At 59.0% G+C, this 16,309-nt stretch carries 14 protein-coding genes; 1 reads left to right on the top strand and 13 read right to left on the bottom strand.

The window, feature by feature from the left end:
- Positions 1–47: 47 nt before the first annotated feature.
- The 7 genes from J1C56_RS23515 to J1C56_RS23485 form a co-directional block, all read right to left on the bottom strand.
- Positions 48–908, bottom strand: a complete 861-nt coding sequence (locus J1C56_RS23515; RefSeq protein WP_172374758.1) for an ABC transporter permease — start codon at positions 906–908, stop codon at positions 48–50.
- On the bottom strand, positions 905–1,846 hold the full coding sequence (locus tag J1C56_RS23510; RefSeq protein WP_172352467.1) for an ABC transporter permease: 942 nt from the start codon (positions 1,844–1,846) through the stop codon (positions 905–907). The genes J1C56_RS23515 and J1C56_RS23510 overlap by 4 nt, the downstream gene beginning before the upstream one ends.
- A complete protein-coding gene (locus J1C56_RS23505; RefSeq protein WP_214392452.1) occupies positions 1,846–2,805 on the bottom strand; it encodes an ABC transporter ATP-binding protein in 960 nt (319 codons plus the stop codon). Before J1C56_RS23505 ends, J1C56_RS23510 begins: the two co-directional genes overlap by 1 nt.
- The gene (locus tag J1C56_RS23500) at positions 2,802–3,833 is read right to left on the bottom strand and encodes an ABC transporter ATP-binding protein (protein WP_214392451.1); all 1,032 of its coding nucleotides are present in this window, start codon (positions 3,831–3,833) and stop codon (positions 2,802–2,804) included. Before J1C56_RS23500 ends, J1C56_RS23505 begins: the two co-directional genes overlap by 4 nt.
- Positions 3,834–3,838: 5 nt before the next feature.
- The gene (locus J1C56_RS23495; protein ID WP_246591835.1) at positions 3,839–5,326 is read right to left on the bottom strand and encodes an ABC transporter substrate-binding protein; all 1,488 of its coding nucleotides are present in this window, start codon (positions 5,324–5,326) and stop codon (positions 3,839–3,841) included.
- Positions 5,327–5,591: 265 nt separating this feature from the next.
- On the bottom strand, positions 5,592–6,383 hold the full coding sequence (locus J1C56_RS23490; RefSeq protein WP_109671378.1) for a DeoR/GlpR family DNA-binding transcription regulator: 792 nt from the start codon (positions 6,381–6,383) through the stop codon (positions 5,592–5,594).
- A 54-nt stretch (positions 6,384–6,437) separates the two neighbouring features.
- On the bottom strand, positions 6,438–8,144 hold the full coding sequence (locus J1C56_RS23485; RefSeq protein ID WP_214392449.1) for an aminotransferase class I/II-fold pyridoxal phosphate-dependent enzyme: 1,707 nt from the start codon (positions 8,142–8,144) through the stop codon (positions 6,438–6,440).
- A gap of 166 nt (positions 8,145–8,310) precedes the next feature.
- On the opposite strand from J1C56_RS23485, the gene J1C56_RS23480 reads away from it, so the two are divergent.
- Positions 8,311–9,618: an alkaline phosphatase family protein gene (locus J1C56_RS23480; protein WP_214392448.1), complete on the top strand. Its 1,308-nt coding sequence runs from the start codon at positions 8,311–8,313 to the stop codon at positions 9,616–9,618.
- Between the two features lie 38 nt (positions 9,619–9,656).
- Here the strand turns inward: J1C56_RS23480 and asnB are convergent, their stop codons facing one another.
- From asnB to aepX, 6 genes are read right to left on the bottom strand one after another with little or no spacing between them, the layout of a single operon-like run.
- On the bottom strand, positions 9,657–11,549 hold the full coding sequence (gene asnB, locus J1C56_RS23475; RefSeq protein WP_214392447.1) for an asparagine synthase (glutamine-hydrolyzing): 1,893 nt from the start codon (positions 11,547–11,549) through the stop codon (positions 9,657–9,659).
- A gap of 32 nt (positions 11,550–11,581) precedes the next feature.
- On the bottom strand, positions 11,582–12,496 hold the full coding sequence (locus J1C56_RS23470; RefSeq protein ID WP_214392446.1) for a class I SAM-dependent methyltransferase: 915 nt from the start codon (positions 12,494–12,496) through the stop codon (positions 11,582–11,584).
- 30 nt (positions 12,497–12,526) lie between these two features.
- Complete coding sequence (locus tag J1C56_RS23465) at positions 12,527–13,126, bottom strand: CDP-alcohol phosphatidyltransferase family protein (protein ID WP_214392445.1); 600 nt, start codon at positions 13,124–13,126, stop codon at positions 12,527–12,529.
- A complete protein-coding gene (locus tag J1C56_RS23460) occupies positions 13,123–13,941 on the bottom strand; it encodes a phosphocholine cytidylyltransferase family protein (protein WP_214392444.1) in 819 nt (272 codons plus the stop codon). The genes J1C56_RS23465 and J1C56_RS23460 overlap by 4 nt, the downstream gene beginning before the upstream one ends.
- Positions 13,942–13,971: 30 nt before the next feature.
- Positions 13,972–15,162, bottom strand: coding sequence for an aminotransferase class I/II-fold pyridoxal phosphate-dependent enzyme (locus J1C56_RS23455; protein WP_214392443.1), 1,191 nt, complete (start codon positions 15,160–15,162; stop codon positions 13,972–13,974).
- 47 nt (positions 15,163–15,209) lie between these two features.
- Positions 15,210–16,118, bottom strand: a complete 909-nt coding sequence (aepX, locus tag J1C56_RS23450; RefSeq protein ID WP_214392442.1) for a phosphoenolpyruvate mutase — start codon at positions 16,116–16,118, stop codon at positions 15,210–15,212.
- Positions 16,119–16,309 lie beyond the last annotated feature (191 nt).

The raw sequence follows: 16,309 nt of genomic DNA, 5'->3' as shown, positions 1-16,309 counted from the left end.
CAGCCGTCGACAAGTATGAAGATCAGCTCCTTTGCATTGGGAAACCGTTATTTGAGGGTCGGGTCGAGCTTATCGCGCAACCAGTCGCCCAGGACGCTAACGGCAACGGCCGTGATGACAATGACGAGGCTTGGAGCGAGCAGCATCCAGGAGGCGCGGGTGATATACTCGCGGCCGGCCGCGACCATGACACCCAGGCTGGTCATCGGCGGTTGAACGCCGAGGCCGAGGAAGGAGAGTCCGCTTTCCACCAGGACGATTTCCGGAAAGGTCACCGTCGCCGCCACGAGAAGCGTCGCCGCGCTGTTGGGCAGGATATGCCGCAGATAGACACGCAGCGGATGGGCGCCGAGTTGGCGCGTTGCGCTCGCATAGCCCTGCGCGCTGGCGGTGATTGCCAGTCCTCGTGCCAACCGCGCATTCCGCTCCCAGCCATAAAGTCCCATCAGGGCGACGAACAGCGTCAGTGAATTACCGAAACAGGCGAGCATTGCCAGCGCCACGATTAGGAATGGTAGCGAAGCCTGTACGTCGATCATTAGCAGCAGGGCATGCTCGACGAGCCCGCGGAAATACGCCGCGATGAAACCGATCCCGGTACCGACCAACACGCTGATCGCAGTGGCGCCGAAGGCGACCAGCAAGCTGGTGCGGATCGAGTAGAAAAGACGCGAGGCCACATCACGGCCCAGATCGTCGGTTCCCAGGGCATGTAGCATCGTTCCGCCAAAGCCGACGGGCGGCGTCAGGCGATGGCGCAGGTCGATGGAAGTGATCTCATAGGGAGCCATCAGCGGCGCGGCGAGCGCCGTGAAGAGCATGAGGAGAACCCAGCCCACAGCAAGGAGTGTCGGCAGGTCCACCGTGCGAGGCGACGGACGGTTGGTTTCTACAGTTGCCGTTTTCATTGCGATCCTGAGTTTGTTCCACGCAGGCGCGGATCGAACACGCCGTAAAGCAGGTCCATCAGCAGGTTGGCCGATGTCATGGTCAGCGCCACGAGAAGGAGGATGACCTGCACCACGGCGAGATCACGGTTCGCAACCGAAACCACCAGCAATTGGCCGATGCCGGGCCAGCCGAAGACGCTTTCCACCAGTACGGCACCCGCGACCTGCCCGCCGAGCATCAGACCGAACAGCGTCAGCACAGGAATGATCGCATTCGGAAAGGCATGGTGGCGAACCACCTGCCGCCACGTCACGCCCTTGGCGCTGGCCGCCACGATGTAGAGCTGCGACAGAACTTCGATCATGGCGCTACGCGTGAAGCGCGCGATAATGGCCGCCCCGCCCAGACCAAGCGTGAGCACCGGCAGCACGAAGCTTTCCGGCCGATCCGCGCCGCCGGATGGGAACAGGCCGAGCGTCACGGAAAAGATCAGGATCAGCAATAGCCCGAGCACGAAGCTTGGCACGGTGAAGCCGAACACGGTCAGCATCATCACCGATCGGTCGACCCAGGTGTCGCGATGCATGGCGGCGTAAGCGCCGACCGGAATGCCGATCAGCATCGTGAGCGCCAGTGCAGGCAGCATCAGCGCCAATGTCAGGGGCGCGCGCTCGAACACCAGCTGCAGGGCCGGTTTTCCAGCCAGCATGGAATTCCCGAAATCGCAGTGAAGTGCCGCCAGGACATAGCGGACATATTGCACATACAGAGGCTGATCGAGCCCCCAATGCCGGCGAAACGCCTCAAGATCCGGGGCGCGGGCGCTGGGACCGAGTATCTGCAGCGCCGGGTCTCCAGAGGCCCGCAGCACCACGAATGTAAAGGTCACTACGATCAGGATCGACAGGCCCGCACGCAGGAGCTTGGGGCCGGCGAAACGAAACACCGCACTCATCAATGCCTCACCACATGGCAGGCGACCTGCCGTTCCGGTCCTAGCGGCAGGAGTTCGGGCAGGCTCTGGCGGCAGACATCGCGCGCAAGTGGACAGCGTGGATGAAACGGGCATCCGCAGGGCCGATCGGTGGGGCTCGGCGGCTCGCCTGGCAACGCCACATAATGATCGAAGCCGCCCGGAAGCCTCGGCATGGCAGAGACGAGCGCCTGCGTATAGGGATGGGCGGGTTGATCGATAATGGCGTCGGCGCGCCCCTGCTCGACGACGCGGCCAAGATACATGACGACGATCCGGTCGCTGACATGGCGAACGACCCGCAAGTCATGGCTGATGAACAAGAGGCCGATCCCGAGCTCCTGCTGAAGATCCATGAGCAGATTGACGATTTGCGCCTGGACGGACAGGTCGAGCGCCGAGACCGGCTCATCGCAAACCAGAAGCGAGGGTTTTGGCGCGAGCGCCCGGGCAAGCACGACGCGTTGGCGCTGGCCGCCGGAAAGCTGATGCGGATAGAGCCTGCCATGGTCTTCGCCGAGGCCGACGCCGTGGAGAAGCTCGGCCACACGTTGCTCGCGGCTTGCCGAATCGCCAATCCCGTGAATCGCCAGCGGCTCGGCGATGAGAGCGCTGACAGTCATTCGGCGGTCAAGCGCTGCCAAGGTGTCCTGAAAGACCAGCTGCATCTGGCGCCGCTGCGCGCGCCACTTTTTGCTGTCGATGCGCGGCAGCGGAAAACCCTGAAACAGCACACCTCCGCTGTCCGGCGGCTCCAGACCGAGCGCAATACGGCCGGTGGTGGACTTGCCGCATCCGGATTCGCCGACAATGCCGGTCGTCCGGCCCATCTCGACATCCAGCGACACGCCATCGACTGCTACAAGATATTTCCGCGGTCCGTAGAGTGGCGAGCCGAGCGGAAAGCGACGGGTGATGTTGTTGAGACGCAGCAGGGTCATTGATACGTGCCGGCGTCCAAACGAAGGCAACGCACCGAATGCCGCGCGGCGACCTGCCGCGGTTCCGGTCGGCTCGTGCGACATACCGCGATCGCGTGCCGGCAGCGTGGCGCATAGGCGCATCCCGGCGGCAGATTGCGTTGTGGCGGCGCGCCGGCAATGGCGGTCAACCGCATGCGCGGACCGTGCGAGGGCGGAATGGCACCGATCAGGTCGCGTGTATAGGGGTGCTCCGGCGCGGTCAGAAGCGTGTGTTTCGGCGCCGTTTCGACGATCTGGCCCGCATACATGACGCATGCCCGGTCACAGACGGCCGCCACCGCGGCGAGATCATGGCTGATCATGACCAGCGCCATGCCTGTGTCGCGTTGAATATCTTTGAGCAGCAGCAGGATCTGCGCCTGCACGGTAGCGTCGAGCGCGGTCGTTGGCTCATCGGCGATCAGCAGTTCGGGCCGGCCGGCGAGCGCGATGGCAATCATCACCCGCTGGTTCTGGCCGCCCGACAGTTCGTGGGGGTACGCGTTGAGCCTGCTTGCCGCAGCGGCTATCCCGACCTGGTCGAGCAGGCAGCAGGCCTGGGCACGGGCGGCGGCACCGCTGAGGCCACGGTGCAGGCGAAGCGCTTCGGTGATCTGCGCGCCGATGCGATGCACCGGGTTCAGCGCGCTGGCCGGATCCTGGAAGATCATGGCAATGCGTCCGCCGCGCACCCGATCCAAAACGGATTGTCGTGCGCCCACAAGATCGAGATCACCAATCCTGGCCTCGCCCCCGATCTCGGCGGATTTCGGCAGCAGGCCAAGAACCGCCCGCCAAGTCACGGACTTGCCGCAGCCGGATTCGCCAACGATACCCAAGGCCTCGCCTTTGTTCACAGCGAGATCGACACCGTGCAGCACAGGCACATCGCCGAACGCCACCCTCAAGCCAGCAATGCTGATGGCAGGTTTGGTGGCGGAAGCCCCGATGCCATGAGCCGGCAACAGCGCGGCGCCCGCGCTGTTCTGGAAAGACTTATGCAGCATGGAACTCAGGCCACCGGCTCAGGCGGCATCTTCGGACCGAGATACATTTGCGGCAACGGGTTGGGCTGCCAGCTGACATCCGCCTGCTGCCCATAGATAAAGGGCATGGAATGCAGCGGCGTGATGCAAGGGTCCTCGATCTCGACAATGTCCTGCATCCGTTTGAAGGCCGCCTGGCGCTTGGCGAGATCGGTCGTCGTTTCAAGCTCGTGACCGCGCGCGTTAAACTCGGCATTGGTCCAGCCACCTGTTGACTGGAGGTCATTGGTCGGACCGATAATCTGCCACAGCATGGAAACGGGATCGGCGTAGAAGGCGCCGCCGGACGTGTCATTGATGCCGCCAATGTCGCCGACCTGCGTCCAGTTTTCACACATGATCAGCTTGACGTTGATTCCGGCAGCCTTCCACATCTCGACAAGCGCCTGGTTCTCGGCGAGCTGCATCGGATAATAGGTGCCGACGGAAGGGTATGGGATTTCCTCACCTCTGTAGGATGACTTGGCGAGCAGTTCCTTGACCTGCGCCGGATCATAGGACACCCCCTTGCGGTTGGGGTCGTTGATCTCGCCGAAGATCGGTAGCTGCCAGCTGGTCAGCGCTTTCGCCCGGCCGTCCCAGAGGCCGTCCGCCAGCGCACCGCGATCGATAGCGAGAGCGAGCGCGCGACGCAGATCGACATCTTTCAGGATGGGAGTCCTGAGCGGAGCAAATGTGAGAAAGCGGAACCACATGGCTTCGCCACCAACGATCGAGAGGCCGTTGACACCCTCAATTTCGGCAATGTGGTCCGGAGTGATGTCTGTGACGATATCGTAATCGCCCGACTTCAGTCCGGCGATGCGCGCGGCGATTTCCGGCAGCCGCTTGAAGCGGATCGAGGCAAATGGCGGCTGGCCTCCCCAATATTCGTCGTGCGCCACCAGTGTGATCTCGTCGCCATTGCGGACCTCGCCGATCTTGTAAGGGCCGGTCCCGATCGGCTTCGTCGCCCAGGCGTCATAGCTGCTGGCGCCAGCCCGTGCCCTGGCGCTGATGATCTGCGTGCCCCACGCGCCGAGCCGCTGGGCAAAGACCGGATCCTCTGTCCTGGTGATCAAACGGACAGTGCGATCATTGATCTTCTGCACATCGGCAAGCGAGGAGAGGAAGTTGGCAAACACGGCCGCGCCCGGCGCATTTTCGCCGCGCAGTCGATCCGGCCCGAGCGAGAAGACAACGTCATCCGCCGTCATTGTGGAACCGTCATGAAACTTCACATTGTCGCGCAACCTGATCTCATGGATCGTGGCGTCAATTTGCTTCAATGATGTCGCGAGCGCGAAATTCAGGCGAAAATTGTCGTTGTAGTCGGTCCGTAAAAGCTGATCGAAAATGCTGTATTGCACCCGCCAGGAAACGTTGGCGATGGAGGAGCCGTCCACCGGTTCCAGAATTGTGCGCAGGTCCTGAACGGCAATATTGAGGTTCGGCCGCCGGCCGGTTGCCGCCATGATCGTGTTCGGCAATGCTATTGCGCCAGCCGCCATGGCGGTCATGCCGAGAAATCTGCGACGTGTCGTTTGCATATCAAAATCCCCTCTCTTTCAGTCGGGATGACAATCGGAGCGAATGAAATCCGCTCCCGAGACGGGCTGAGACATAGCGCGGTTATGTGACGGTTTTTTGCAGGTTTGAGACGGATTGTGTTGGTTATTGAAATCAAAAGGAAAAAAATGTTTCACGGTTGGGTCAGCCGTGCGGGCTGAAAGAAGAGGATCAAGTAGAGACCAGTGCGGGGTTGTGACGGTTTTGCGGATATAGAACTTCAACACCAGCGGCTTCGATCTTGTCCAGCATGTCCGATGCAGGCCTCCGGTCGGTGATGATCGCGGTAATCGCCGAATGGGGCAGGATGCGGTAACGCGCCGACAAGCCGAATTTGCTGTGATCGGCGAGAATGACAATTTTCCGTGCTTGCTCGCAGAGCGTCGCAGCAAGCTCCTGTCCGACCTGTTCATGGTCGAAGACGCCATTCGGATGGACCGCATTGACGCCGATAAATGCGACGTCGATCTGCTGTTCGCGGAGTGTACGCAAGGCGGTGAATCCGGTTACGGTCCGGAAATCGACATTGAAATCGCCCCCCAGCATGACAACGCGATGCCGATAGCCTTCGGCCGCGGCGATGGCAGTATCGACCATGTTGGTGACGACGCGCATTTCCGGGAGGGCCGATATGCGGCTGGCCAACGACAGAATGGTGCTGCCGCCCCCGAAGAAGAGATTCTGACCGGGCTTCAGAAGACCCAGGGCGATCTCAGCGATGGTGCTTTTTTCCGCGCGCTCGGAAACAGCTCGCGATGAGATGGCCAGCAGCTTTGGCTGTTGCGTTGCGACCGCGCCACCATGGACCCGTGCGACCAAGCCATCCTGCTCGAGCCGTTTGATATCCCGCCGCGCAGTCTCTTCTGAAATATTGAACCGCTGCATCAAATCTCGGATGCGCACTTCGCCATTCGCCTGGATGATTTCAACGAGCCTTTTATGACGATTGTAACTTAGCGACATGCTTCTCTCTCTCGCGGCATTCGAAAAAAGACTATTCAGTTCGCTGCGCAAATGTCACGTCAGGGCGTCACTCTCAGAGGCCGTTGAGCGGCTTAAGGTGCGCCGCAGAGCTTTTGCCAGCCTTTCGTTTTCCGTCCGACTTCGAACCGTCAGGCGCAGATATCGATCTGCGTCGTTCATGGCTTGATAGCCGCATTCTCTTACGAGGACGGATTCGAACAGAACGAGGCGGCGCTTGAGCTCGGCAGCGGATACCGAATTTTCAGGCAGCCGGCACAAGATGAAATTCGTTTGCGAAGGTACGACGTCGAGGCCCGGTACCGTCCGCAGCTCCTCGATGAACAGCTCTCTATCTTCTCGCAACATCTCTAGACTGTGTTCCAGTTCCTCTGCGAATTCGGGAAGCAGGAACAGTGTGTATTCCGCAATACCGTTAATGTTCCACAGCGGCAGTTTCCGGCGCACAGCGGCAACGAGCGCGGGATCGCCAGCCATGAGGTAGGCGAGCCGGATTCCTCCAAGTCCGAAGACCTTTCCAAGGCTCTTCACCACGATCAAATTGGCACAGGACGGCACCAGAGTCTCAACGCTGTTTGATCGGCCATCAGCGGGGAAATCAATGAACGATTCATCCACGATCAGCCGCCGCCCTCGAGATCCTAGGGCCTCCGCCAGCCATGCCACGTCAGCATGATCAACAAGTCGACCGGTCGGATTGTTTGGATTTACAACGATTGCCGTATCCGCGCCTGTCGCCAGTACGAATTCCAGGAAAGCTCGAACGTCGAGATCGAAATAGGGCGGGGTGAGGACGAAGTTGTTCTTTTGTTCGTCATCGAGTGGTGTTTGAAAGCCGGCGAACGTCGGCACGGGAATCGCGATTGTGGGGTTCAGCGTTGAATAGAGCGCCTGGATGAGATCGGTCACCCCGTTTCCGACTGCAATAAAGTCCGGCTGCTGCGAGGTCATCGTGCCAACAACTGAAGCGATATCGATCTGCTGAGAAGGATAGCATGTCAACACGCCTTCGAGCCTCGCCGCCAGCCGATCGTAAAAAGTCTTGGGAGGGAAGCGGGTATTGCAAAGAAGCATGTGCTCGGCGATTGGCTTGCGCCAATAACCTCCGACGCTCGTTTCCAGACGCCGCAGCACGTTCTCCTTGTCACACCGAAATTCCGCGATGGATGCGTCGACACCGTCGCAAATATCGAGCAGCTTGGAGCCAACATTCAGCACATTGTCAGGCAACGCTCCGTCCAGCTGGGACAGGCCCGCGACCAACGTGCTCAAGGCCTGATGCAGAGATGCCGCGGCGCGGCTTTCGGCCAGAAGATTGCGTAGAACATCAGCACTCAATCGATAAATCCCGGTCGGCGCGTCGGGCCGCCAAGCGGAGCCGCGCAAACCTTTGTTGACATCGATACCGTCAAGAACCTCACTGTCGAAAAGCGGCGTTCCCCATATCAGGAGGGTATCGCCATCATGTTGGCGGAACTTCTCAATGAGATCGCCGTCATGCGCGTCGTGCCACGAAAGCGTATTTGTACTGTCCTGCAGGCGGAACCCATCGAATGTGCCGCTGCTCAAGTTTTCAACGACGGTGACATCTTCAATGCCGTTTTCGACACAGGCGTTGACGAGACGGTCCAAGAGCGGCTGACCGTTGATAGGAACCAACGGTGCATCGTAGCTGCCACTCCACAGATGTATTTTTGGCCCTGCGAAATCGAGGATAAAAATAGCACGGGTCGTATCGGCCACCTCGGACTCCTTTCTTCTGAAGGAAGCAAAAAGCGCGCGTAGAAGCGCCCATTCCCAAAATCAAAACGACTTACGGGCGCTCGAAGTATCCCGTGATGCGTTCATATCGGCGTCATCCGAAGCCTATAGGGGACTTCGGTTTCGATCGGTCTCTTCGAGGTGCAATATGACCCACACCAATCCATCCAAGCCTACCGCTCGTTTTCAGACGCCTGCCTCGATAAAGCCGCGCGCTCCTACGAAAGCGATTCTGATCCTCATGGACGGCGTAAGCGCGGACTATTTCGAAAAGCACAAACATCGGTTGCCGACGCTTCTTCGTTTGGCAGGAGACGGTCTTTCCATCACTCGCCTGCGCTCAACGGTGCCGGGAACGTCGATGCCGGGGCGCGCAAGCATGCTAACCGGCGCGGCGCCTCAAGCGAACGGGATCTACGGAAACCACATTGTGCGAGATGGCTCGTTTGTCTGCGCCGACGCGTCTGATCTGCGGGTTCCGACCATTGCAAAGCTTGCCAAAAATAGCGGGCTTGATGTCGCGTCCATCGGCGCTGGGTTGATCGACCCAGCCGATTGCGATGTCTTCGTGCCGGCCTGGTGGGAACGAGGGTTTCTCCAGGGAAGCCGGTCATTTAAGAGCCTGCCCGAAAACCGCATCGCTCGCTCGCGCATGATCAAAGATCCAAATGGGCGGTTGCGAGCCGCCGGCGTGTTCGATCTCTTCGGCTTCCCGTCCAGTAGTGACACCGTTGCGAGCACTGCTCTCGTTGCGGGCCTGGCCGCGGATCATCTCATGATCGGGGCTGCAGGAGCGCTGGCTTGCTCGGAGAACCCGCCTGATCTCATTTTGACCGAGATCGACATGACGGATTCGATTCAGCATCAGTTCGGATACGAAAGCGAGGCGGCACATTGGTCTATCGCCGCGGCCGACATGATGATTGGCGCTCTCATCGAAGGACTGAGGCGAGTCGGGCGGGAAGACGATTACGCGATCGTAGTCGCAAGTGACCATGGACATAGCGCCGTCCACACAACCATTTATCCGGATGCGATCATCCCTGACTTGCTTTGGGAAAGTGAAGGAGCGACGCTCCATGTCCTGGTTGACGGAGCTCATGACCGCAGAATCGCAGACGGACTGTTGGCGCGCTTCCAAGTGGAGCCGTGGTCGAGCGACCATGTTCCGGTAAATGAACGCGATTGCATAGCGACCTATGTCGCACCTCCTGGACACTCCTTCGAGGAGACCGTTGGAGACACGCAAGAAGCCGGCCCGACGGGCAGGCCTCGATACTTGTCCACCCACGGTTTTCGACCGGGCAGCGCGGAGGACGATCGGATATGCCTGTTGAGCATCCCTGGAATGCAACCTTGCAATATTGCCTGGGGCTCCGCTGAAGAGTTCACGCCAACCATTGCTCAGATCTTGGGATTGTCCGACGCCCCGTTTTCGGCAAAGGGTCTTCTGTAAAATGCCCGCATGCGACCGCCTGCGGGCTCGCATATTCATCATGAGAATACCTCTTTGAAGAATATCCCAAGGTTGGCCAACAGCCAAAACTTCCGACCAAACGAGTCTGAAGGATTTCGTCGTCCGGCCTCGAACCAACGCCGCAAAGCAGCAGGATCGAACAAATCTCCCAGAGGAGAGTCCTTATCAAACAGCAGCCTTCGATATTCCGTTGCTCCCTCGCCAACGGCCCACTGACCCAGTGGCAGCGGAAATCCCATCTTTTTGCGAGATAGAACAGATCTGGGCAAGACGCTCCGGTATTCCCTTCTTAAGGGGAATTTTGAGACATCGAGACGTTCGCTGAAGGAAGCAACCGGATGCCACAGTGCCTGGACCGAAGCGATTGGAGACCTCCACCTCAACCGCTGTGAGCCGGGCATCGCCATTGCGGCGGTAACGAGCTGGTGATCGGTATAAGGAACGCGAGCTTCAAGCCCAGCTGCCATTGTGGTGTTGTCAACCATTTCCAGCAATGCGGGCAAATGCGTAGAGACGAGAACATATGAGATCTTGCTAAAGAAATCTCCGCCCGCCTCCGCAAATTGAGTCGAGAAATGATCGAAGAGCTCCATCTCGTGCTCGGTTCGCATCTGACCATCGATAGCAAGCGAGCGGATCTCTTCAGCTGGGAAGTATCTATAGCGCTCCAGGAAGAACTGCAGCTGACTGCAATGGACGCCGAGTCCAAGGCGTCGACGTGCGATCTGCGCAAGAGCAGGTGGCAATGCGGTGATGATCTTGCTTCGATTGTAATCATACGGTGTACGGAACAATCGGCTGTAACCAGCAAAAATCTCATCGGCGCCCTCGCCCGTGAGTACGACTTTGTGCTCCTTCGAAATCGCCTTTGCGAGCGTGAACATGGCGGTTTCGTTATGCATTCCAAGCGGATGTCCACGCAGGCGAACCAGCTCCGCTACAGCGTTGATATCGGAAGGTTCTCCAATCGGGACGACCCGGTGAGTGAGCCCGAATTCAGCGGCGACCTCCATCGCATAGGCCGTTTCGTCATAATCGGCGGTCTCGACCTTGCCGGTATAGCAGACCGGACGAATTTGGGAGCGAGCGGATGCCTCATAGGCCAGGATGCTCGAGTCAAGTCCACCGGACAACAATGCGGCGACCGGTACGTCAGACACCAGCTGACGTTCGACGGCGCTTCCAAATAGTCTCCTTATGTCGGAATAGTCCGGCTTCGATCGCGAAATGCGCTCGGACAGATTCCACCAACGCTCCGACGTGTGTCGCCCGTTTGTTATTTCGAGGAGATGGCCGGGCTCTAACTTGGAAATCCCGGTAAACAGCGTCCTGGCGCCGACAACCGCGCGATAGGAAAGAAAACTGAGCGCGCCGATCATGTCGGGTCCGCGCATTACGCCCGGCCAGCGAATGAGAGCGTTCGGCTGCGATGCAAACAGAAGCCCAACATCGCAAATCGTGTAGTAGAGGGGTTTTACCCCCAAACGATCTCGGGCGATGAGAACAAGCGAGTTCCGGGGATCGAAAAGCGCGAAGGCAAACATCCCGTCAAGGCGGTTTAAGAATGACTTTCCCCAAGCAATATAGCTAAGAATTAGAACCTCGGTGTCGGACACCGTCGAAAAGGAAAAACCCATATCCCTCAATTCAGTTCTAATTTCCCGATAGTTGAATATCTCGCCGTTGTACGTTACCACCACTCCTGTATTGTCATCGCGATAGGGCTGATTGGCGCGAGAATGAGCGTCGACAATCGATAGCCGTCGATGCGCGAATGCGACCGATTGATCAATGTATAGGCCGCTGGCATCAGGCCCGCGATGAGCGAGAGCCTCAGCGCAACGCTCAACGGCCTCAGCACAAACGGGTGTTCCCTCGTTTTTGAGGACTATCCCAAAGATTCCGCACATTGGGGTCGCTCTCTTGGCACGAATAACGCCAACTACGTGCTCGGCTTTTCGCCGATCATCTGGATGCAGCCATCGCCGAACCAGAAGCGGGCCAGCGGGTGGTCATAATGACGGTACATCGGAGCGAGAAAGCGCCGAAGATTATGGAAATTTTTTGTATACCTTGAGATCCTGCGGATTTTCTCGAAGCCGCACTCGCCATACCAGCCTCGGATTTGCACCTCTGTGAAGGCGAACTCGTGATAGGTCGGCGCCTGGAAACGATCCCGGATCGTCACGAACAAATCATCGTCAAAAAGACTCCGAAAGAATTCGTTTTCGCCGGGTATATATTCTTCCTCCTCGCCGTCCTTTATTCGCAACAGCCAGTTGATGGCTTCGCGTGCGGTGGATGCATCCAGATTGTCAATGGAACTGCGGAATTGTTCGTCGCTTTGGTAGAGTTCTCGCAAGTGATTGATGCATCGGTAAATGACGCCGTTGGCGGTACCCATAATCGTCAAAAAGAAGCTGCCGCCGGGGCGGGTTACACGGGCAAGCTCTTCAAAGCCTTTTTTCGGATTGCTGGTGTGCGGCAAAACCCCTGCGCAATGGACAAAATCGAAACTGAAGTCGTCAAACGGCAGATCGAGCACACTGCCAGCGACCAGTTCCGAGCGCGGCCCAAATCGGCTGAGCCGTTTGCGCGCGCAATCCATCCAATCATTGCTCAATTCAAGCGAAACAACGTTTCGTGCCCCCTTGTCGAGAAACGCATAGGACGCATTCGCGTTGGAGCCGCAGCCCGCGTCCAGGACATCAAGACCGCGGAAGCTACCGGTAGGCAGGCCGAAATATTCCTCCTCGATCAGAGAGACCAACCTGTCGAATATGTGGTCGTCATTCTCCTGCTGGCGCTGGTAGCGATCAAAGACGGTGCGAGTTTCGGCCTCGAAAGAGTTTTCCATGTATTCTCTTCCCTATAGCTGCAAACTGATTCACTTTGTGAGTAAGGCGACAGATCCGGCTGCGGCGAGTGTAAGGTTACCCAAACGCAACGCACTGCCGGTACCTGGAAATTTGAAGTTTGAAAGATGCAGGACCGACAGCACAAACCCTGCACCGATCAATAGGTTGCCCAGGCCTTGCACCGGCAAGTGATGGTCGGCGACGAAGAGGAACGCCAACACGAAGAGATTATTGTTCAACGGCAATCCTCTGCCGAATCCGTCAGCGTCCAGTCCGAACGTCGAAAAATAGCTGAGGCGCAGAGCCCCTGACAGGATGAGGCAGTAGGCAGCCAACAATGCGGGAACGGAGAACGCGTTGAAGGACAAAATCAGAACCGCTGGAAAGACGGCTGCGTAGACCAAATCAAGCAGCCCGTCCAACGCGCCACCCAGCTGTGCCATCAAAGCGGACCGGTTCGGGGAACTCTTCGCGACCATACCGTCGGCATCATCTGCCAAAAGAGCCCACAAGCCGAAACAGATGCCAATCTCGAAGCGCCCGATCAAAGCAAAGTAGATCGCCGTGGTGGCCAAGATCAGCCCAAGGGCCGTAATGGCATTTGCAGGGTCGAACAGATAGCGGATCATCCTCCTACCCCCGCCACGGCGGCCGGCGCGTCGGCACTATGTCTGTGAGGTCGCTCGAAGGCGAAAATCCTTTCCGCTACCCGCAGGTCCTGTTCACTGTCGATCTCGTACCATCGCAAATCGTCACATCGCGCCGCGGCGAGTTGCAGTCCGCGCTGCTCGATGAGATGCGCGAGCAGCTCCTCGGTATAGGCTTTGATTGCGCCCGAGCCGATCAGGTCGTGGAGGACCGGGACGATCACCGTTTGGAGTTCGGCGCCAGAGAACCGGATGAGGTTCATCATCTTGAAGAGCACCGGGGTGCCTGATACCAGATTTGCCGCCGTCTGCTTCAACCGGACTTCGGATATGAAGCCGTTGCTGGAAAGGACGGCCGCGGATCCTTCCATGGATGGATCGAAGGGCGCGACCGCGGCGGCATTGGGCGCCTCCACCCTGATCAGGTGGCGCAGTGCATCTTCTTCGAAGAAGACGTCACCTTCGAGGAGATAACAGTCGCCGGAAAGAAGCGTGTCGCGTGCCAGCCAGAGCGAGTACGCGCTCCCTGTCTTGTCGAAGACCGAGGACTCGACATAGTTGATGTCAAGTCTGCCGAAGCGCTCGCCACAGGCATGGCGAATGGCATCCTTGCGATAGCCGACAACAATCGTCACCTCTTCAACTCCCACCGTCTGAAGGGTCCACAGTGCATTGTGAAGTATCGGTGTGCCGTTGACTTCGACGAGGGGCTTGGGACACAGATCGGTCAGCGGACGCAGGCGGGAGCCGAAGCCGGCAGCGAGAATGACGGCTTTCCTGGGAGCAGCGGGAGGCATCTCATTCACCTCTTTCGTTTTGTTGCGGTGTCATTTCCAGGCGTTGAGGAATTCGACGAGCCGGGCCAGGCCGGTCGCGAGTTTTTCAGATGGAATTCCATAGGACAGGCGCAGGCCGGCGGGGTCACCGAACGCGGCGCCCGACACAGCTGCGACGCCAGTTTCGGCAAGCAGAGCCGTCACGATATCGTCGGCTGTCGTTGAGGCGCCGTCTTCCGATGCCGATCGCAGCAGACGGGAAAGGTCGAGATAGAAATAAAAGCCCCCTTGCGCCCTGGCGACCGGGACACGCGTCAACCAAGCAAGCACGTCAAGACCCACCCGTCTGGCGCTTGTCAGGCGTGAGCGCAGCTTGCCTTCATAGTCCGATCCATCCCTTTGCAAATGGGCGAGCACCGCGTGCTGGGCAATTACGTTTGGATTCGAGGTGGTGTGCGATTGCAGGGCCTTGACGGCATTGATCACCTCTTTTGGACCCGCCAGATAACCGATGCGCCAGCCGGTCAATGCCAGTGATTTGCTGAAGGAATTGACGATCAGCGCGCGCGCTCGAATTTCGGGAGCGACCGAGACGATTGGATGGTGGGTATGACCCCCGTGCACGAAGTCGCCATAGCACTCGTCGAAAATGATCCACAGGTTGCGGCTGACCGCCAATTGAGCGATGGCCATCAGGGTCTCAACATCGTAGACCGCACCGGCCGGATTGCTGGGCGTGTTGATGACGATCGCCCGCGTTCGTTCGGTGACCGCCTCCTTGATGTGCTCGGGGCGCGGGACGTAACCGTTGGATCTGGTGTCGACGAAGACCGGTGTGCCGCCGGCGATTAGCACCTGGGCCGGAAACGTTGTCCAGTAAGGCGCCGGGATGATGACCTCGTCGCCCGGGTTCAGCAGCACCATTGCGGCATTGAACAAGGCCTGCTTCGCTCCGGACGTCACGGCAACTTCCTCGGCCTTCCAGATCTGTCCGGTATCGAGGGAGATCTTCCGCGCCAGTGCCTCGCGCAGCTCCACCATGCCAACCGTATCGGTATAGCGATTGACGCCCTTATTGATGGCGTCGATCGCGCCGTCGCGAATCGTGGGAGCAAGCTCGCTCCAGATCTCGCCGGCGGTCAGATCGATGATCTCCTTGCCAGCATCGGCCGCCGCTTTTGCGGCAGCGCGCGCCGCGGCGGTACCCGATGTGCCAAACAGGTTTGTCCGATGCGCAAGCATGTGCGCTCCCGTTTTCGTTTTGCTTTTCAAAAGACGGGCTGGGCCTGCTACCGCACGCCGGTCGCCGTCTGCGGCAGATATTTCTCTTCCGCCGCTGAGAGTTCCTGGTAATTGAGCAGATCGAAGAGTTCGTCGAGCGTCGCCACCTCGTCCTCGATACCGGCGATACTTTCTTCGCGGAGGATGCGGTCGCAGACCTGGCGCATGGCCGATATCGCCGCGCGCATGTTGTGGTTCGCCCAGATGACCGTGGAGATTCCGGCCGCCCGATACGCGGAGACCGGTGTGCGGTAATATTTCGTAGGCACGATCACGACCGGAAGGCGGTTCTGCCAGGCGCGCGTGAAGGCGAAAATCTGCTCAGCGTTGGACTTGCGGGAATGAATCAGAATAGCATCGGCGCCGGCCTCAGCGTAGGCTTGTGCTCGCGCCAGCGCCTCATCCTCTCCGCGGCCGGCGATGAGCGCCTCGATCCGGGCGACCAGAACGAACTCCGCATCCGGCACTTGGTCCTTCACCGCCTTAAGCCGGCCGCAGAACTCGGGAATATCGGCCAACGGGTGCCGATCACCGATGAACGAGTTCATTTTCGGGAACGCCGTGTCCTCGAGACATATGCCGCTCGCGCCATGTTGGCGCAGCTTGCGGGCGACCAAACGGGCATTGTTGAAGTTCCCGAACCCGCTGTCCCCGTCGACGAGGACTGGAATGTCCACCGTGTCGGAAATTCGCTCAACGACATCGACGAGTTGGGACCAGGAAGCTTCGTTCGCATCTCGATATCCGAGACTGGATGAAATCGAGAGGCCGGACGCCCAGAGCGCCTTGAAGCCAGCGCGCTCGGCAATCGCCGCCGAAAGGCCGTCATGAGCCTCCATTGCGAAGGCGAGTTCACTGGACGCGATCATTCGGCGCAAGCTCTCGCGCGTCTGCGCACCAGACTGCCTCTCCACCATGCGGTCTCACCTCCACCGACGCTGTCCAGCCGACAAGCCTGTCATCGCTGCCGCACGAAGTACTTTCAGAGGCGAACCGCTCTGCCCACCGATCGGCGACCTGCCACTGTCGTGCCCATACAGAATCAATGAAGCAAGGCGCGTGCCGAATTGGCGAACCACCTGCGCCGCACCAGTTCTCCATACCGGCG

Origin of the sequence: Aminobacter anthyllidis, assembly GCF_018555685.1 — a bacterium.
Classification (GTDB): domain Bacteria; phylum Pseudomonadota; class Alphaproteobacteria; order Rhizobiales; family Rhizobiaceae; genus Aminobacter; species Aminobacter anthyllidis.
The sequence above is the reverse complement of the archived record's forward strand: the minus strand, read 5'-3'. Positions and strand labels throughout refer to the sequence as shown.